General features: G+C 43.5%; 15 protein-coding genes. 8 read left to right on the top strand and 7 right to left on the bottom strand.

Going from position 1 to position 19,352, the window contains the following annotated elements:
• Positions 1–268 precede the first annotated feature (268 nt).
• The 4 genes from EAI83_RS12340 (at position 269) to EAI83_RS17910 (ending at position 2,296) form a co-directional block, all read left to right on the top strand.
• Positions 269–1,405 (top strand): FAD:protein FMN transferase, encoded by a 1,137-nt coding sequence (locus EAI83_RS12340; protein WP_129975545.1) that lies wholly within the window; start codon positions 269–271, stop codon positions 1,403–1,405.
• Positions 1,406–1,617: 212 nt separating this feature from the next.
• Entirely contained in the window at positions 1,618–1,746 is a 129-nt protein-coding gene (locus EAI83_RS18030; RefSeq protein ID WP_084449174.1) for a response regulator, read from the top strand.
• A gap of 39 nt (positions 1,747–1,785) precedes the next feature.
• Positions 1,786–2,073, top strand: coding sequence for a hypothetical protein (locus EAI83_RS12330; RefSeq protein ID WP_129975543.1), 288 nt, complete (start codon positions 1,786–1,788; stop codon positions 2,071–2,073).
• A gap of 19 nt (positions 2,074–2,092) precedes the next feature.
• Positions 2,093–2,296, top strand: coding sequence for a helix-turn-helix domain-containing protein (locus EAI83_RS17910; protein ID WP_255363757.1), 204 nt, complete (start codon positions 2,093–2,095; stop codon positions 2,294–2,296).
• Positions 2,297–2,383: 87 nt separating this feature from the next.
• Here the strand turns inward: EAI83_RS17910 and EAI83_RS12320 are convergent, their stop codons facing one another.
• From EAI83_RS12320 to EAI83_RS12300, 5 genes are all read right to left on the bottom strand, one after another.
• Positions 2,384–2,635, bottom strand: coding sequence for a kinase (locus tag EAI83_RS12320; RefSeq protein WP_129975541.1), 252 nt, complete (start codon positions 2,633–2,635; stop codon positions 2,384–2,386).
• A gap of 108 nt (positions 2,636–2,743) precedes the next feature.
• On the bottom strand, positions 2,744–4,912 hold the full coding sequence (locus EAI83_RS12315; protein WP_015526308.1) for a glycoside hydrolase family 2 protein: 2,169 nt from the start codon (positions 4,910–4,912) through the stop codon (positions 2,744–2,746).
• A 9-nt stretch (positions 4,913–4,921) separates the two neighbouring features.
• Complete coding sequence (locus EAI83_RS12310; protein ID WP_015526309.1) at positions 4,922–5,764, bottom strand: carbohydrate ABC transporter permease; 843 nt, start codon at positions 5,762–5,764, stop codon at positions 4,922–4,924.
• Positions 5,761–6,633, bottom strand: coding sequence for a carbohydrate ABC transporter permease (locus EAI83_RS12305; protein WP_129975539.1), 873 nt, complete (start codon positions 6,631–6,633; stop codon positions 5,761–5,763). Before EAI83_RS12305 ends, EAI83_RS12310 begins: the two co-directional genes overlap by 4 nt.
• A 59-nt stretch (positions 6,634–6,692) precedes the next feature.
• Entirely contained in the window at positions 6,693–8,000 is a 1,308-nt protein-coding gene (locus EAI83_RS12300) for an ABC transporter substrate-binding protein (protein WP_092069690.1), read from the bottom strand.
• Positions 8,001–8,212: 212 nt separating this feature from the next.
• On the opposite strand from EAI83_RS12300, the gene EAI83_RS12295 reads away from it, so the two are divergent.
• From EAI83_RS12295 to EAI83_RS12285, 3 genes are all read left to right on the top strand, one after another.
• Positions 8,213–10,003: a sensor histidine kinase gene (locus tag EAI83_RS12295; RefSeq protein WP_129975537.1), complete on the top strand. Its 1,791-nt coding sequence runs from the start codon at positions 8,213–8,215 to the stop codon at positions 10,001–10,003.
• Positions 10,004–10,021: 18 nt separating this feature from the next.
• Positions 10,022–11,629: a response regulator gene (locus EAI83_RS12290; RefSeq protein WP_161206372.1), complete on the top strand. Its 1,608-nt coding sequence runs from the start codon at positions 10,022–10,024 to the stop codon at positions 11,627–11,629.
• A 183-nt stretch (positions 11,630–11,812) separates the two neighbouring features.
• On the top strand, positions 11,813–13,186 hold the full coding sequence (locus EAI83_RS12285; protein WP_021652213.1) for a sodium-dependent transporter: 1,374 nt from the start codon (positions 11,813–11,815) through the stop codon (positions 13,184–13,186).
• 191 nt (positions 13,187–13,377) lie between these two features.
• Here the strand turns inward: EAI83_RS12285 and EAI83_RS12280 are convergent, their stop codons facing one another.
• Both EAI83_RS12280 and EAI83_RS12275 read right to left on the bottom strand, forming a co-directional pair.
• Entirely contained in the window at positions 13,378–16,770 is a 3,393-nt protein-coding gene (locus tag EAI83_RS12280) for a DEAD/DEAH box helicase (protein ID WP_129975533.1), read from the bottom strand.
• Positions 16,771–16,972: 202 nt separating this feature from the next.
• Positions 16,973–18,403: an aspartate ammonia-lyase gene (locus EAI83_RS12275; protein WP_092069682.1), complete on the bottom strand. Its 1,431-nt coding sequence runs from the start codon at positions 18,401–18,403 to the stop codon at positions 16,973–16,975.
• Positions 18,404–18,802: 399 nt separating this feature from the next.
• Between EAI83_RS12275 and EAI83_RS12270 the strand changes: the two genes are divergently transcribed.
• Positions 18,803–19,249 carry an Lrp/AsnC family transcriptional regulator gene (locus EAI83_RS12270; RefSeq protein ID WP_021652217.1) on the top strand — a complete coding sequence of 149 codons (447 nt, stop codon included), beginning with the start codon at positions 18,803–18,805 and terminating at the stop codon, positions 19,247–19,249.
• Positions 19,250–19,352: the final 103 nt, after the last annotated feature.

Below are 19,352 nucleotides of genomic sequence, written 5' to 3'. Positions count from 1 at the left end.
CAAATATGTTCTTTTTTCGGAGAAATTATATCTTATATTATTGCAAAATACAATGATTTTTGCGACAGGCATATGCCTTTCTGATTTCAGAAATACATGGTATAATGAGATTTCATAAATCTGTCCGATGTCGGTCAAGCGTATATCCGCAATCCGCGTCGCTACTTGATCCGGTCAAGTGAATAACCCCATCCACATGTACTACATAGATTTACATCAAATAAATGCTCTTCAGTTAAGTCAGTCAATCAGAAAACAGGAGAATATTATGTCAACTTATTTTTTTCATTCCAAAAGAAGCCGCTCGCATTCCCGTTTCTTCTATTTAATATTGTGCACAGTTCTTGTCTGTCCAATGCTCCTTTTCACAGGCTGCGGAAATATCACGGATGCAGATACATCCACCACCGGAAATCAGCCCATCAGTATCAGCAGTATCAAATTGAATACAGCTGTACAGATCACAATTTACGATTCCCAGGATAAATCCCTCCTGGATGACTGTCTGGCACTGTGCGATAGGTATGAGCTGATCTTCAGCCGGACAAATGAGAACAGCGAGCTTTATAAATTAAATCACCGCAAAGATACATCGGATAAAGATCCCAATGCTGACGGGCAGACTACTCCATATCCGGTCAGCGGCACAGCAGACACCTGGCATATATCCGAATACCTTGCTGCTCTGCTTTCCCAAGGACTTTCTATCACCAGGGAATCCGACGGTGCCTTTGACATCGCCATTGCGCCTTTGACCTCTCTCTGGGATTTCACAGCAGAAGACCCGAAGGCTCCGGATGATGCAGATATCCAGAAAGTTCTCCCCCTGTGCAGCTCCGACGGCGTCACCATTGATGGTCAGGATATCACACTTCCCTCTGATGACATCCAGTTCGATGTAGGCGCCATTGCCAAAGGCTATATTGCAGACCGCCTGAAAGATTTTCTGGTAAAAAAAGGCGTAAACAGTGCCATCATCAACCTTGGCGGCAACGTCCTCTGCATCGGCTCGAAGCCTGACGGCACTCCCTTCAAAGTAGGCATCCAGAAGCCCTTTGCAGATCGCAACGAAACCGAAGCCGTTATGGATATCACCGGAAAATCCGTTGTATCCTCTGGGATTTATGAGAGGTGCTTTAAGCAGGGCGGTAAATTATATCATCATATCCTGAATCCCCAAACCGGCTATCCTTATGATAACGGCCTGATTTCTGTGACGATCATCTCCGACCAGTCTGTGGACGGCGATGCCTTAAGCACCACCTGTTTCGCCCTTGGCCTGAAAGACGGGCTGAAATTTGCAGAGAAAAAAGGCGTGCAGGCCGTTTTTATCACAGAAGATTATGAACTGCATTATACTGACGGATTCCAGGATGAGATCAATGTCACTGATGTGGAATCCTGAACCATGAAATCTTTTTCAGTAACAACCAAAAACCTTACGGATAGACCATATTTGTCACATAAGTCTGCGGATAATCTTTCAGAAGATTTGCCATTGCTGTCTGTGTCTGTGTCGTTGAAAATGGCTAAGATGGACCGTTCCACAGACATTCATAATCTGCTCCCAAGCTTCTTCATATTCCTTATCCGGAAGTTCAAAACACCATGGGATAAATCCGAGCAAACAGTGATCTTCTGGAAGCAGATAATGCCGAAGATGGCCTGAAGATCATTCTCAAAGAGCATCCTGACATTATTATCACAGATATGAAAATGCCCGTCATGGACGGAATACAGCTCTAAAAAAAGCCGGAAGAACTTCACATCGACAGCAAAATCAGTGTGATCAGCGGATTCAGCGATTTCAAATATACAAGACTTGCGATCCAGGCCGGTGTTATTGATTACATACTGAAGCCTGTTGATCCCCAGAATTTGAACAATGCGCTTTCAGCCACAATTTCTCAGTTGGAAAGTGAAGCAGGCAAAACTGGGACTTCCGATTCTGCTTCATCACCCGAACCCTGCTCTGCGTTCACCAGTAGGGTAATCAGTGATGTTTTTGATTATATCAATGCACATTATCTGGAAAATATCTCCCTGGCCGATATTGCAGAATCTTTTTTCTAAGTAAGGAGCATCTGTCCAGATTGTTTTAAAAAAACGTCAGAATCTTTTTTCCTATACTATGCAGTTAAAGCTCACCGAGGTGAAACGGCTTCTGCAGTCTACGGATATAACTCTCGACGACATTGCCTGGCATCTTGGTTTCAGCAATGGAAATTACTTCAGCAAGGTTTTTAAAAAGAACTGTCAGATGTCTCCCAGTGAATACCTGAACGTACAGCTATAGTTCTTCAGAAAACTTTTCTCCGATAAAAAGTAGCTGTAACTGAGCGTATTCGTTCAGTTACAGCCACTTTATTCAATATTATTATATTCAGTTATTGATCATATCCGGCCAGGAAAGAATCTCTGCAGAAATCTTCTCTTCATAATCTCCGTCAATGTCCTCACTTCTTCCAGCCGCATAAATATTGGTCTCGGCACCCCAACCGTTGTCCTCGTATTCCCATACATGGAATTTCAGTCCACGGAACATGAAATCCAGACTTCCGCAACCATCTTCCTCTGTGTATTCGAATGTGATATTTTTTTTGTTCAGAGCATCCTGTACTTTCTGTAAACGCATATAATATCGCTCCTTCCACGCCTAAAATCTTCCTTTATACACAAAGTATAACATGTTGTGATTTTTGACACAAGTCAAGGATGAAAGTGCCTGTGAGCTGCAGATAGCTCAGGCCCAGTAGAGTCTCATTCCAAACTCATGGCTCATACGGTCCGGATGCCCATCAACTCTTGAAAGCAAAGTACAGATATCCTGATAGGTATTCTTTGCCATACATTTACCGCTATTATCAGAAAGAATTAGTGTAAGGTTCCACTTCTTGCCTTTTCCGTATTCTTTCTCAAAGGTTTTTACCATGACACGGCTGTCTGCCGGAACTTCTGCTTTAACACTTCCCTTTTCCACCAGTTCTCCGTTCAATGTTTCTGTAATGATCCATGTAAGTTCACACTCTCCCAGAGCTCCATCTGTATCATTTACAATATACAGACTGTCCAGATAATCTTTGTGCTTTGCAAAAGCACCCACTGGTGCGTTGCTTTCCAGTATAGCCTGAAGACCCTTTTTGGGAATTCCCCACCAGTCATATAATCCGTAGAAGCTCTGAGGACACAGATCGATAAACATAAACTGTATATATCCTGAGCAAGGTTCATATTTCTGGATCCTGTAATGCTCTGTATAATATTTCAGAAGCTTATACTGATATTCCTGGATCTTCGGGATATCATCCACCAGTTTTTCCAGACGATGATATACCGCCGGAACAGTTTTCAGATTTTCACTGCTGCCCGGTGCATCAAATCCGTACTCTGTATTCAGCTTTTCTGTCTGCTCATAAATATCTGCATATTCTCCACCGCATAAAGAACCCAGATAATTATGGCTGTCCCCGCTAAGCAGATCGTCTTCGCAGAAAGAACCCTTGATGATCGGTCTGCCCGGATCCATCTTCTGTACTTCCCTGTACAAAGCAGGTCCCGGATTTTCCTCCATAAATCTCCTTCTCACATTTCCATCCGGATCAATACATCCCGGTTCATTCATAATGATCCAGCAGATCAGAGACGGATGATGCTTCAGAAGTTTCACATTTTCTCTGTAAACATCTGCAAATCTCTGCGCCCATTCATCTGTTGAAGGATGCGTCCAGTTGTACTCCGAATCCTGAAAAACTGCAATTCCCAGCTCGTCACACAGATCATAAAAAACTTCCTGCTCTGTGTGGACATGTACTCGTACCAGATTAAAACCTGCCGCCTTTACATTAAGAAGATCTCTCAGGTACCGTTCCTTTGTCATTGCAGAAATATAACAATCCGGAAAATAAGAGGTTCCTCTTATATACAGTTTCCTGTTATTAAGCCAGAATCTTGTTATTTTTTCATTACGCTCAATCTGAATGTCCCGAAAAGCAAAATTCGTTGTTCTGCTGCTCAGTATGTCTTTTCCCCTGCTTAACGTAAGTTCTGCCTGATACATCCAGGGATAACCATGATCCCATGTGGACCACAGTCTGACATCTTCCACTTTAAGCTCACATTTAAAACCTGTCTCTGCTTTCTCTGCCATTATCTGAACAGTTTTTTCTGCCTTTATAAGACCGGACTCTTTTTCCCGGATCTTTACATTAAAATCATATGTCTCCCCGGATTTCAGACCTCGCGCTTCAGTTTCCACATATACGTCTGCTTTCCTTACATCCGGATCCAGTTCATACTTCAGATCTGTCTGATCTTCCAGAACACCTTCTTCTGTCAGGATCAGTTCCACTTTTCCGTAGATTCCTACAGGATTTACATCTCTCTGGATAAATGTATCAGAATGTTCGTAGGTACCTTTTACCATATTTCTTTTTACCAGGTGGGTTCTGGAATCCTGTGCATCCAGCTCCACCTCATCATCCCATGGAGAACTTACCTTTACAATGAGATAATTTTTCTCTCCAAAAACAAGCTTATCTTTTACATTAAAGGAAAATGGAGCGGAATATCCTTCATGCTCTCCAAGAAATTCTCCGTTAATCCATACTTTTCCATAATAATCAACATTGGTAAATTTAAGGACAGCATCCGTAACTTTCTGATCCGGAACTTCAAACTCTGTTTTGTACCACCAGGGCGCCTGATTGAAATATCTCAGTTCACGCCCGAAATATGGCTGTCTGGCATAGATAAGCTGCAGATGTTTCAGTTCCTCCAGTTCCTCCCATTCAGACACCTGGGAACCTACGGAAGTATCCGCTTCCCTGGCAGCATAAAGCCCGGTCTTTTCCCCTGTATCATGAACATCCTGCAAAATTTTCCATCCTTGTTTCAATTCAATCCTTGTTTCCATTTCAGCCTCCTAACTCTTGACCGCACCTGCAGCCATACCTTCGATTATGTTTTTGTTAAGAATAAAATACACGATCAGTGTAGGCAGGATCGATATTACGATCGCCGCAAATGTACTTCCCCAGTCCACTCTTCCGAACTGCCCCACAAAGTCATTCAGGCCAATTGGCAGAGTTTTCATATCAGAAGATGAGATAAATGTATTGGCATATGTAAATTCGTTCCATACAAAAACAAAATTGTATGTAAGAACTGTCATTGTAGTATTTTTAGCCATAGGTACCACGATCTTGCGGAATGTGGTTCCCATTGTGGCACCGTCAATAACTGCTGCTTCCAGAAGAGAATCCGGCATAAATTTAAAAAATCCGGTGTAAAGATAGATACACATTGGAAGTCCGAACCCGATCTGCGGAAGCACCAGTGCCCAGTATGTATTTCTCAGTCCGATCCTGTTATAAATCTGGAACATGGGTATAAGGCAGGAAAAAATAGGCACCATCATTCCAAACAGGAAAAATGCCATCAGTGCATTGGCATATTTTACCTTTACCTTGCTGATCACAAATGCAACCGGGCATCCCAGGACTACGATGCCAAGAAGTGTGAGAACTGCCACAACCGTACTGTTAAGAAAATATCTTGGAATGGATGAGATCGTCAGTGCGCTGATATAGTTTCCAAGATAAAATCCTGATGGCAGGGCATACTGTGCAGTATATGTCATTTCATCCGGTGTTTTCAGACTGGAGCAGATAACCCAGAAAATAGGGTAGACCTGTATCATGACAAAAATAAGGATCACTACATAGAACACAGCACGAATAGGTATATTTTTTCTTGATTTTATCATTCTGACCCATCTCCTTTCGCCGATCCCAGGCATTTCTGTATAATCCCTACTGCTACCAGACATTCAATGACCAGAAAAACGGACAATGTACTTCCATAGCCAAAGTCAGCCGAATTAAAAGCGGTTTTATACATATAAGTTGCCACCATCTCTGTTGATCTGGATTTATTGTCAAGAATATAGAATACATCAAAGGTTTTCAGACAACCATTTACAAGCATTACAATGACAATGCTGAATATATTTTTCACCAGTGGAAGCTTTATGTAACGATACTGTTGAAAAACATTGCAGCCATCCATTGTAGATGCCTCGATCACATCCTTTGATATGGATACAAATGCGGAATAAAAAATGATCATGTACAGACCACAGTATTTATATCCATCGATCATGGTTATGGTAATCAGCGCTGTATGGGAATTTGCCAGCAAAGCGATAGGTTCCATTCCCAGTTTTTCCATCACATAGCAAACCAGGCCCTGGGGCTGGACAGAAAGCATTTTGGAAAAAATCTGGCAGATCGCCATAGATGAAATGATACATGGAATAAAATAAATAACCCGCAGAATATTTCCACCTTTGGAAATATGTGTAAGCAAAATTGCCAGGATCAGTCCTGCACATAACTGGAACAAACTTCCCAATACAACAAATTTAAGATTATTTACAACAGCCTCACGAAATGTCTCATCCTGAAACATCCTCACATAATTTTCCAGTCCGATAAACTTCATATCACCGATTCCATTCCAGGAAAAAAGGCTGTAACCCATTGACCACAGAATTGGGATGATAACAGTAAGAATATATACGAACAGTGCAGGAAGAACAAACGGTAAAGGCTGGATTTTATTTCTGGGCTTCATATCCTCTCCCCTTTCATACGCAGATGCAGATAAAATTCCGCATCTGCGTATTCTCTCAGTTATTCTTCAGTGTCAAAATAATCAGATGCATACTGTTCTACAGCTTTGTCCATGTTTTCGCAGAACTCTTCAGGAGTTGATTCTCCCATTCCAAGGCTTGCCAACTCTTTTCTGTAAACCTCGTTTGTAGAAGGATCCAGACGAACATCCCAGCACTGGGCAAAAGTGCCGCAGTTCTCAAGATCACTTAAAATCTGCTGTGTAAGCTCCGGAAGCTTCTCCGAATCACTTGGCATCATGGATGGAAGCATATTGAACTCATACATTGCCGTATCAGCAAAATTATCCCATACATAACTGATGAAATCTTTCATCTCATCACTCATGGAATCCTTGAGAATGGCAGTTCCGATTCCACAATTCGCATAGTAATCATTTTCTCCTGTAGCGGTTCCTTCGCTGTCTACAGGAAGTTTGAACATGGAAATGTCATCTTTAAGATTTCCCTCATCATCTACAAGATCCGGTGTATCCCATGTTCCGGTGTATAACATTGCCGCACCACTGTTCAGAAACAGATCCATCTGTGCGGTAGTATCTGAACTTGTCCATCCTTCACTGAAATACTGGGCTATATCCTGTGTATACTGGGCTGTTGCGATACCTGTCTCAGAATTAAATTTTTCTTTTCCCATTCTTGCATTGTCAATGAAGTCATTTCCTTCCAGTCTGAAAGCCTTAAATGCAGGATAACGCATGATCATGTCGTAATTTCCTGCGGATATCGGGGTCATTCCCGCATCTTTCAGCTTCTTGCACACATCCAGGAGGTCTTCCAGTGTCTGAGGTGTTTCAGTAATTCCGGCTTTTTCAAACATGTCTTTGTGATACCAGAAATACTCTACATTTCCCTGCCAGGTCATAAGGTAATTGCTTCCGTCACTGAGTTTCGGATAATTCAGTGCAATATCAAAGAACTTGTCTTTGATACCCAGTTCATCATAAAGGTCATCCACACTGTAGATCAGATCCTTTTTGCAAAGTCCTTCAAAAAATGCCTCCGGATCTGCGTCAAACCAGTCCGGCAGTTCATTGCTGGATGCAAGGATCTTGATCTTCTGAAGATATGTTTCTCTGTCTGCAATAGACTCTACATTGAATTCAAAATCCGGGTGATCTTTTTTATAATCTTCTGCAAGCTTCTTCAATGTTTTCAGTGCCGCATCTGTTTCGCCCCTGGCACTGATATAATTGATCACAAGTGGTTCGGAATCCTCTTTTTTATCTGCCCACACATTCATCATGCTGAATGAAGAGAGACACATCATTGTGGCAAGTGTAGCAGCCATCACTTTTTTTAATTTCATTTTCGTCCTCCTTTTGGTACATTTCTATTCATCCGGATTGAATATTTTGTTCCGCTTTCCTTATCGATGAGACCATTATATTAAATCCGTCCGGAAAAATACATGGAAAATCTTCGCTGTACCTGGAATATTTTCTCCAATCTTTCCCCCACACTTGTGAGAATTTTTCCCTTATTATATAATGTAGCCAATAAAACCAGAGGGGGGATTCCATGATAGAAAATCTGAAAAAAAAGGTGTTTCACTTATTTTTAGGAATCAGTCTGAAACGCAGGCTTTTTATTACATATCTGCTGCTCAGTTCTCTGATACTCATGCTTACTTCCGTGTTTTTTTATACTGCATCCAAAAAAGTACTGATCAAGCGTGCCGCACTTTCCAGTCAGCAGCAGCTATCCCTGATCACCAGCAACCTTGGAGAAAAGATCGATAATATATCAAACTATGCCATCACCCTTTCCATCAACAGCAATATCGCCGATGTTTTAAAAGAAAATCCCACAGTTCCCGAAAACACACTGGAACATTTTCTGGTAAATTCCGAGCTTACAGACCAGGCCCAGCGTATCATCGGACTTCACAAAAACATCTATGCCTGGGATATCCTGGATACAGAAAACCACTGGTTTCACAGCAGTACCACAGAAACAGATCAGCTTGATTCCATTTTAGGTCCCGAAGTCCTTGACAGCCTTCAGACTAATCTGGCCTTTCAGTTTCTCGGACCCTTCCAGATAAGTGGGGAGCCAACCTTTGTAGCCTTAAAAAGTATTACAAACATTGATAACACCAAATATCTGGGCGCCCTGGTCCTTCTGATCAGAGAAACAAATATTTCCTCTGCATTCCGCGACCTTCCGGACAGCTCTTCCAGGGATTTCTATATTACTGATGAAAATGGACAGATACTTTCCTCTTCTTCATCCGGAGGTATTTATAAAGACTTCTCATCCTATACAAAAATCAGTTCAGAGAATTATAAAACCCTGACAGAAACCGACAGGCAGTTTTTTTCCGTAGACGGCACTGACACTCTTTTTATCTGCAAATCCTATCCTGACCTAAACTGGAATGTGATCAACCTGATTCCTCTGGAAAGCCTGACTCTGGATCATATGGTGATCCTGCACAACATTCTTCTGATCAGCATTGTAGTGTTTATTTTATCTGTATTTTTTTCCATATTATGTACAGGTACTGTCACCGCACCTATACAGAAACTTGTGGAAAAAATGAAATCTGCATCTGCCGGAAAGCTGAATATTTCTGCCAGTTACTCTTCAAATGATGAACTTGCAGTTCTCTATAACCAGTTTAACCTTATGATGCAGAAGATCCAGACATTACTTAACGATATCTATGAGGAACAAAATGCCAAACAGAAAATGGAAGTACGTCTTTTACAGTCCCAGATCAATCCCCATTTTCTTTATAATACTTTAAACACCATCAAGTCTCTCATAGAACTTGACATGAATGATACTGCAGTAAAAGCAGTGTCTTCCATGTCATCTTTCTACAGAAACTCTCTTTCAAAGGGACAGTTTATCATTCCTCTGCGCCAGGAGCTGCTTCTTACAGAACAGTATCTTTATATCCAGAATCTGCGGTATATGGATTTTGTTGATTACGAGATCACCTATGAGCCGTCCTGGGAGGATCATGGGGCAGAGATACCCAAGCTGACCATACAGCCTGTTGTGGAAAATATTTTTGTCCACGGACTTACCAGCCAGATATGCCATATTCACTTAAATGTTTCTATCAGAAATGGTACCATCTGTATTTCTGTTTCTGATAATGGTTCCGGTATCCCGCCGGAAAAACTTGCCGAACTTAACCGTTCTATCAGAGACTTCAAAACTGCCCGACATTCTTTCGGGCTTCCAAGTATCAACCACAGGATTGCTCTTCTCTACGGTGAGAATTACGGACTCACCATCGAAAGTTCACCTAAAAAGGGAACCACTGTAACCATAGTAATACCTGACAAAAAAATCTGATTGAGGGGGAAATATAAATTGAAAACACTCGTAATTATTGACGATGAAATTTTTTTCAGAAAATCTCTGATCAATTTTCTTGAAAAACAAAACCTTTATAACATTGCAGGGGAAGCTAATAACGGACAGGCCGGAATCCGGCTTATTGAAAATGTTAAACCCGATATTGCCCTTGTGGATATATCCATGCCGGTTATGAGCGGTCTGGATATGATCGCAGCTCTTGGAACAGACTGTCATACCAGGTTCATCCTTTCCACAGGATACGAAGATTTTGACTATGCCAAAAAAGCTATCTCTCTTCAGGTCCGCGGATACCTCCTGAAGCCATTGGATCACCGGGAGCTTATGGAGACACTCCAGAAAGTAAGTGACGAGATCGATCAGGAAAATTCCAGAAACAGTTATGTGAATAATTATTTTCAGTTCCGCGATCTGTATACACGGCAAATGCAGCTTAATTTCTTCCAGAAGGTGATCAGCGGAACAACCATTTCCCCGGATGATCTGGAAAAAATTCCGGTTCATAAAACTTCCGATTATCTTACCATTCTTATGGAGATCCACAATGCCAATCCGGAAATATGGGATGAAAAAGGTGATTTTTCTCTGCTCCACACCATCCTGGAAAATATATGCAGGGAAATCTTACAGCCTGTGTGCAAAGAGCTTATTTACATTGACTATTCTCAGATGAGACAGTATATCATCATGGAAAAAAGCTCTGATTTTTCTTTTACCGATCTGGAACAATCCTGTCTCAGACTTGCCGGGATATATGATAATATCGCACAGATTTCCACTTTTTTCTGCTGTGGAACACCTCATGAAGGCGTGGAAGGAATCCGCTATTCCTATGAAGAGGCTCTTTCTGTTTTTCATAACAGAACTGCGTCTTCTTCCGGATTTCTTTATTTCATGCCCCAGTCCCATTCCGGTGATTTTACATTAAAGCCTCTGGTTTATAATGATATCCTGATCTTTCTGCGCCAGCAAAATTCACCGGCTCTCTGTAAATATATTGATGAATATTTCAACGATATCATCACCAAAAAAATCCATATCCGGCAGACCTGGAGTGTAGCTGCTGCTTTTCTTACTGTACTTGACGGTTTTATCACGGAGTGCAGTCAGCGTGAAACGCTTTTTCCTCTTCTGGAAAACGCCCTGAATACTTACCAGAACTGCCAGAGTGCCCTGCAGTTAAAACAACTGCTCCAGTCTACCTGCAAGGCAGTTCTGGATTCTCTTGCTGATGAAAAAAATCCGCGGAAGTCAGCTCTTGTATCCCAGGTTCAGGAATATATCTGTCTGAATTTTAATCATCCGGATCTTCGTCTTGAAACCATTGCTTCCCATTTTTTTGTCAATCCCCAGCATCTCTCTGCTGTATTCAGTCAGGAATCCGGAGTTACACTTACCTCATATATCAATGTCTGCCGCATGAAAAAAGCCAGACAGTTTCTTCTGGAAGACAGCCCTTCCATTCAAAATGTAGCTTCTTTATGCGGATTTTCTGATTCCGGATATTTCAGCAAATGTTTCCGGAAATATTACGGAATCTCTCCAAAAAACTTTGTATCCCTGACTGAAAAGAACAGTTATCCAGGTTCTATCGGCATATGATCTTTATCTCATTAAAGCGTAACGTTTCACCGCTTCTCCTTATTAAAATTGCATTTTACTCTAACATATGTTTTATGTAAAATGCAAGTTCTTTTTATTGTGCAATATCCCGGAATGTGTTAAGATAAAACCTGCGACTTTATACAAATAGCAGTTTACCATACTGCAATAATGAGGTGAGTTATGAAAGAAAGAGAAAAACTTGGATCCCGTCTGGGATTCATTCTGATTTCTGCTGGCTGTGCCATCGGAATCGGAAACGTCTGGAAATTCCCTTACATGGCCGGACAGGGCGGTGGCGGCACATTCGTACTGTTTTACCTGATCTTCCTGGCCCTTCTTGGACTTCCTGTTATGACTATGGAGTTTTCTGTTGGACGTGCCAGCCAGAAGAGTCCTGTCAAAGCATATTACGCACTGGAAAAACCAGGACAGAAATGGCACATCCATGGATATATCACTCTGATCGGATGTTATCTCCTGATGATGTTTTACACCACTGTTACAGGCTGGATGCTGAATTACTTCTATATGACAGCCACTGGTAAATTCCAGGGACTTGATTCCGACGGTGTTGCAGGACAGTTTACCAACATGCTTGGCCAGCCCGTTACTATGGGATTCTGGATGATCGTTGTTGTTATTGCAGGTGTTTTTGTCTGCTCCCGCGGTCTTCAGAACGGCCTTGAAAAAGTTACCAAAGTTATGATGATCTCTCTTCTGGTGATCATGGTTGTTCTTGCCATCAACAGTTTTACCATGGATGGTGCCAAAGAGGGACTGAAATTCTACCTGATCCCGGATTTCGAGCGTATGAAAGAAATCGGTATTATTTCTACCATTACCGGTGCTATGAACCAGGCATTCTTTACTCTCAGCCTTGGTATCGGTGCTATGGCTATCTTCGGAAGCTACATCGGAAAAGATCATGCACTGCTTGGTGAATCCATGAATATTGCGCTTCTGGATACTTTTGTTGCGATCACCTCCGGACTTATTATTTTCCCGGCATGTTTCACATTCAATGTTGACCAGACTTCCGGACCGAGCCTGATCTTCATCACACTGCCGAATATTTTCAACCACATTCCGCTTGGAAGACTGTGGGGAAGCTTGTTCTTTATCTTTATGTCATTTGCAGCTTTCTCTACCATCCTGGCTGTATTTGAAAATATTATTTCCTGCGGTATGGAGCTTACCGGCTGGAGCCGAAAAAAATCCAGTCTTGTAAATGCCATCGCCATCATCCTTCTGTCTCTGCCATGCGTACTTGGATACAATGTATGGTCCTGGGACTGGCTCAAGGTATTCGGCGGCGCAATTCTCGACCTTGAAGATTTTCTGGTAAGCAACATTCTGCTCCCGCTTGGTTCTCTTGTATACCTGCTTTTCTGTGTTTCCAAACGGGGCTGGGGCTGGGAAAACTTCACAAAAGAAGCCAACACCGGAAAAGGCATGAAGATCCGGAAATGGATGCGCGGATACATCACTTATATCCTGCCGCTGATCATTCTGTTTATCTTCTTCTTTGGTCTGTACGACAAGTTTTTTGCATAAAATAAAACTTTAAACAAAACACCCCTGACGGATATCGTATGTGATTTACACACGCGATTTCCATCGGGGGTGTTTTTGTTGAGTCAGGCGGATATTCACAGCCTGCATTCTTCCCGATACAAGCAAGTCCCCTCACCGCGTATTGCTTTTCGTAATTGAAGCAAGGAACTTACTTGATTCAGTTAAGAATTTTACCTGCCTAGCAGCTCCAGTACTTCCTCTCTGCTGATCAAAGCCTGGCCGATTCCCTCGCCGCTTAAGATCTCATCAGCCAGTTCCCGTTTTCTTTCCTGAAGAGCCCGGATTCGTTCTTCTATGGTGTCTTTCATAAAGAGGCGGTAGACACTGACAACGTTCTGCTGACCGATGCGGTGGGCACGGTCTGCTGCCTGATTCTGCACAGCAAGATTCCACCAGGGATCGTAGTGGATCACAATATCAGCTGCCGTAAGATTCAGGCCTGTTCCTCCTGCTTTCAGAGAAATGCAGAAAACAGAAGTATCATCCTCATTAAATGCATGTACCATCTGCGCCCGTTTTTCCTTGGAAGTCGATCCGGTCAACATATAAAAAGAAACTTTTGCTTTTTTCAGACGGACAGCCAGCACATCCAACATGGTAGTAAACTGGGAAAACAACAGGAGCTTATGTCCGCCATTCACCGCATTCTGAACCAACTCCATGCACATCTCCAGCTTGGAAGAATTCCCTTTGTATCCTTCATATACCAGTCCCGGATAACAGCAGATCTGCCGCAGCCTCGTGATCTCTGCAAGGATCTGCAGTTTAGAAGTGCGAAACTCCGCATCCGACTGCATCCCAAGCATCAGGCGAAGCCGTTCCGTATGGGCCTCATACAGCTCCTTCTGCTCGCTTTCCAACGGGGAAAACATATCTTTTTCCAGCTTATCCGGAAGATCCTTCAGCACATCCCTCTTCAATCTCCGCAGCACAAAAGGACGGATCATTTTCTGCAGACGCTCCATCGCATCGGAATTGCTGTACTGCACAGCCGGAAGTTCGATTTCCTTACGAAATTTTTCGTAAGAATAAAGGAAACCCGGCATCAGAAAATCAAAAATACTCCACAGCTCACTGAGCCTGTTCTCCACCGGTGTACCGGTCAGCGCAAGCCTGAATTCCGACCGGATCTCCTTCACAGCCTTTGCCACCTGAGTTCCGTGATTCTTGATATACTGCGCCTCATCAATGATCTGCACAGCAAAATCCAGGTTCTGATAAGCCTTCAGATCCCGTTTCAGAAGGTCATAGGAGGTGATCAGAACCTCCCGTTCTCCCGCATTTTTGATCAGTGCTTTCCTCTCCTTCACATCACCAGTCACAACGGTAGCCGGAAGTCCCGGCGCAAAACGTTCGATCTCGTTCATCCAGTTAAACACCAGCGAAGCAGGCGTTATCACAAGGGCACGTCTGTTTTCTCCCGGCGCAGATTCCTGAAATTCTGACCAGAGAAATGTGATCACCTGGAGGGTTTTTCCAAGTCCCATATCATCTGCCAGGATCCCTCCAAACTGATTATGCTTCAGAGTTTTGATCCAGTAAAAGCCCTCTTTCTGATAGCCCCGGAGGATTTTTTCCTGCTCCCTGGGAATCTGAAATTTATGTTCTTCCATTGTCTGCATGTTCCGGATCAACGCACGAAAGGCATTGTCCTTCTCTACCTTGATCAGATCGCCGCCCTTCAGCTGACTGTCCAGATACATAGCACGATAGGCCGGAACCTGAGTCTTTCCTTTTTTCAGTTCACGATCACTGATCTGCAGTCCATTTTTCAGAGCAGAAAGCTCCCTGAGCTGACCATCGGAAACATCCAGAAAGCTGCCATCCTTCAGGCGGAAATATTTTTTCCTGCGATCGTACCTGGAAAGAATATCAAAAAGCTGCGCCTGATCCATCCCCTCCACATCCAGATCCAGGTTCAGAAGTCCGGCTGACAGAGAAACGCCAAGACGGATGTTTGGCAGCTTTGTCACCCTCATCTGTTTGATGGACTGGGAAATATAGACAGCTGCAACTTTCTGCATGGCGGGGATCCCTTCAGTAAGAAGCTGGTAGAGCTTTTCTTCGGAATCTTTCACACTGTCGGGTTTCCCTGAACCTTCCCTGCACAAAGATTCCAGTTCCTCGGCACGACAATCCAATGCCAGCTCCATCCGCTGGTCATCATATCCGTTAAAATATTTTGACAGCAGCGCAAACACACCAAGCTCTCCCGGAATATCCCTGGTGCGGGCAGACACATCTCGGTCAAAAACCGAAAATTTATCCTTCCCGTAAACAGAAAATGCCTTACAGGTGATCCAGTCACGCTCCGGCGCATCCAGATAGATCTCATATGCAGCCTTGTAGCATTCAAGACCTGTTTCTTCCGGGAAATCCCTGAGATCACAGTGAAAAAATTTTTTCAGGGAAGGAAGCAGCTCACGCACAAACGCAGGCACATCCGGTTCATCAATAAAGCCTCGGCCTGCAGGAAGCCGCTCCAGACAAGCAACAAATTCCTCCACTGCTCCAAGCTCCTGCCTGGAAACCAGATATACCTTCGCATTATCAAAATACATATGATACCGTATGCCTGTCACACTGTATACCGGCGCGATCTCAAGAGATAACCCCTGATCCTTCTTCCGGATCATCAGCGTCCTGTCCGGAATTTCTCTGACAGAATGCCATGTTGTTTCCGGATCATTGTTCATTTTGAACTTGAAACTTTTTTCGCCAAGTATAAGAAGCAGATCCTCAAGTTCTTTTCTGTCAACGGTAAGATCCCTCACCTTTTCCACAGCTATATTCTTCAGCTGTTCATATCTGGACATGTAAGTGCCGTGATGATTCTCGACCCATTCCCGGATAAAGGCCAGCACGCTTCTGGATCCTTCTGAAAAGGCTTCATCTGAATGGATAAATTCCAGATTTTTTCCATAAGAAACCTTCTCATTATGATCCAGATTCCACACAAAGGCCAACACATCCTTGAGGATATATTTTTTCTCACAGCCAACGCGGAATTCCACGGTAAAACAATTTCTCACAGAATTAAATTTCAGGCAGGTTTCCAGCTCCACCCTGCCAAAATACGGATCCCCGGAAAACGGAAGCATACGGCTGTATAGCTGGCGATTAAGGAGGCTTTTCAGCTCAACGGTGGTTTTCGTTGCAGGCTGCCCTGGTCCGGATAAAGCAGCCGGAAATGCTGTTCCGCTGAATAACTCTGCCTGCTTCTGTTCCTCATCCTGCTGTCTGCGGATTTCCACACGCTCATAGGCCTTACGGTCTCCATATTCCAGAAGCACTGCCACGCAATGCTTACAGATCCCGGAATAGCTGCGAAAGGCCGGGCAGTCACAGTATGCTTCTTTTATGCGGTCCGCTTCTGTATCATACTGAAAGCCTGTATTGTATACATTACGCCCACTTCCCTTCACTGCTGCAGATATTTTATCCACAGCTCCTTCCGACTTAATATCCAGCGACTGGATCCTCTTTCCGGTACGGTAAATATCAAGGCCTCTCTGATATGCCGTTGTATTACAAAGTGCCCGTATGGCTGTTCGTTTAAGCATGCATCTTTCCCTTCTTTTCTTATCGCGTTTCTTCCATTATAAAAGGAGACCTGCACTGTGGCAAGTCTCCTTATAATACTCATTGATATCTCATTCCTGATCTGCCTATAGCATTTCCATAAAATCCCGCATCAGGTTCAGCTGCTCTGAAATGAATTGCTGCATCAGACGTTCCCGTCATACGTTGGTACAGATAACTTTCTCAGCAGGCTTTCCTTCTTGCTTCATCCTCTTTCCGCTCTTCTCCGACTTCTGTCATCAGATACGGATCAAGAACCTCTTCCAGCTCTTTCTCAGTCATGATCCCTTGTTCCAGAACAAGTTCCCGGACAGACTTGCCAGTTTTTACTGCAGTTTTTGCGATGGTTGCAGACGCCTTGTAGCCAATATGCGGGCAGAGAGCCGTTGCGATTCCTGCACTGCTTTCCATCAGGTCTTTGCAGTGTTTGCGGTTTGCGGTGATTCCTGTGATGCAGTTTACGATCAATGTATCCACTGCTTTTTCCAGAGTCGTAATGGATTCAAAAAGATTACAAAATACAACCGGCTCAAAAGCATTCAACTCCAGCTGTCCGGCTTCTGCTGCCATGGTAATGGTGGTATCATGTCCTACGATGTGGAAAGCAACCTGGCTTACTACCTCCGGAATGACCGGATTTACCTTACCTGGCATGATGGACGACCCATTCTGCTTCGCCGGAAGGTTGATCTCCCCAAATCCGGTTTTCGGGCCGGAGGACATCAGTCGAAGATCGTTGCACATCTTGGAAAGATCCACCGCACAGGTTTTTACCACACCAGATACGGCAACAAAACCGTCCAGATTTTCTGTTGCATCAAAAAGGTCCTCAGCCTGTTTCAGCGGATAGCCTGTAAGCTTTTCCAGATTTGGCACGATCTTATAAAAATAAGAATCGGACACGTTGATAGCAGTTCCCACTGCAGTTCCTCCAAGGTTTACAGTGTACATTTCCCTGTGAGCCTTTTCGATACGTTTCCGGTCTCTGGAAACCATGGACGCATAACCGTGGAACACCTGGCCAAGACGGATCGGAACTGCATCCTGAAGCTGTGTACGTCCCATAGTGATCACATCATCGAACTGCTCTGCCTTTTTTGCAAGCTCCTTCTCAAGTCTTACCAGTGCTTTTTCCAGAGGTGCAAGAAGATCCAGAACGGTAAGCTTACCGGCCGTCGGGATCACATCATTGGTGGACTGTGCCATGTTTACGTGATCATTTGGATGGACCATTTTATAGCTTCCCTTCGGACATCCGAGGATCTCACCGGCTCTGTTTGCGATCACCTCATTCATATTCATATTTGCGCTGGTTCCGGCACCACCCTGAATGGCATCTACGATAAATTCCTCAGCCAATTTTCCTGCGATCACTTCATCACAGGCTCTGACAATGGCGTCTGCCTTATCCTCCGGAAGAAGCCCTGCATTATTATTAGTGATAGCTGCTGCTTTTTTAATCTGTGCCAGGTTCCTGATAAATACCGGATGAAGCTTTGTACCTGTAATAGGAAAATTCTGTTTTGCCCTTAAAGCCTGAACTCCGTAATAAGCCTCTGCAGGCACTTCCATAGTTCCGATCGAATCTGCTTCCAGTCTTGTTTCTGTTGTCATTTTATCATCCCTCTTCTTTCTTCTGATCCTGTGCACATCTGATTTGCTCCGCCCTCTGATCTCATCTTTTTCAGTCCGACGGATATTCACTGTTTACAAATCATTCTGTTATTTTCATTTTTATCAGCAGCTGTTTTTCTGATGCCTAAGAAGCTAACACTTTCTTTGTGGCTTGTAAATACTTTTAATAGAAAACCACGACTATCCGTGTTTTTCAATAGTTTATATTAATCTTTTTAAGAATTTCTTTTATTTTTCTTATTTTTATTAAGTCGTTTCTTGTGTTGTGATAACACACGCAGTATAATCAATACAGAAAAACATATTTTCAATCCACTTCCCTACGCAGCTCTGTACCAGTTACAAATGACATTTTTTCATCGAAAGGAGACATTCTACATGGAACACAAACTCGACAACATCGACCGAAAGATCATCGAAATGCTTCAGAAAAACGCCCGCACCCCGGTAAAGGAAATCGCAAAGGAAGTCTTCCTCTCATCCCCCGCTGTTTCCGCCAGGATCGAACACCTCGAAAAAAACGGGCTGATCACAGGCTACCATGCCCAGATCAACCCGGTATTTCTCGGTTATCATATAAAAGCATTCATCAACCTGGAAGTAGAACCCAACCAAAAAAAAGACTTCTATCCCTTCATCCAGTCCATCCCAAACGTCATCGAATGCAACTGCGTCACCGGCGATTACTCCATGCTCATCGAAGTAGCCTTCCGTTCCACCATGGAACTGGACCACTTCATCAACGAACTCCAGCAGTTCGGCCGCACCAAAACACAGATCGTATTCTCCACCAGCGTAGAACACAGAGATCTACCGGTGGAGTAACCACCCTCCCCTGCCGCCTTGAAAAACCAGCCCGTGAGGCGTGTGCTGCCTGTCGCCGGACTCTGCAGGAGGGGAGCTGATTCTTGGCTGGCGGAAATCTGCG

Origin of the sequence: Blautia sp. aa_0143, assembly GCF_004167315.1 — a bacterium.
GTDB classification, from domain to species: Bacteria; Bacillota; Clostridia; order Lachnospirales; family Lachnospiraceae; genus Blautia_A; species Blautia_A fusiformis.
The sequence above is the reverse complement of the archived record's forward strand: the minus strand, read 5'-3'. Positions and strand labels throughout refer to the sequence as shown.

Coding starts and splice junctions, on each gene's coding strand:
- EAI83_RS12275 (WP_092069682.1), bottom strand. CDS start 18,403: ATGACAACAGAAACAAGACTGGAAGCAGATTCGATCGGAACTATGGAA.
- EAI83_RS12285 (WP_021652213.1), top strand. CDS start 11,813: ATGAAAGAAAGAGAAAAACTTGGATCCCGTCTGGGATTCATTCTGATT.
- EAI83_RS12320 (WP_129975541.1), bottom strand. CDS start 2,635: ATGCGTTTACAGAAAGTACAGGATGCTCTGAACAAAAAAAATATCACA.
- EAI83_RS12280 (WP_129975533.1), bottom strand. CDS start 16,770: ATGCTTAAACGAACAGCCATACGGGCACTTTGTAATACAACGGCATAT.
- EAI83_RS12305 (WP_129975539.1), bottom strand. CDS start 6,633: ATGAAGCCCAGAAATAAAATCCAGCCTTTACCGTTTGTTCTTCCTGCA.
- EAI83_RS12340 (WP_129975545.1), top strand. CDS start 269: ATGTCAACTTATTTTTTTCATTCCAAAAGAAGCCGCTCGCATTCCCGT.
- EAI83_RS12300 (WP_092069690.1), bottom strand. CDS start 8,000: ATGAAATTAAAAAAAGTGATGGCTGCTACACTTGCCACAATGATGTGT.
- EAI83_RS12295 (WP_129975537.1), top strand. CDS start 8,213: ATGATAGAAAATCTGAAAAAAAAGGTGTTTCACTTATTTTTAGGAATC.
- EAI83_RS12270 (WP_021652217.1), top strand. CDS start 18,803: ATGGAACACAAACTCGACAACATCGACCGAAAGATCATCGAAATGCTT.
- EAI83_RS12310 (WP_015526309.1), bottom strand. CDS start 5,764: ATGATAAAATCAAGAAAAAATATACCTATTCGTGCTGTGTTCTATGTA.
- EAI83_RS12315 (WP_015526308.1), bottom strand. CDS start 4,912: ATGGAAACAAGGATTGAATTGAAACAAGGATGGAAAATTTTGCAGGAT.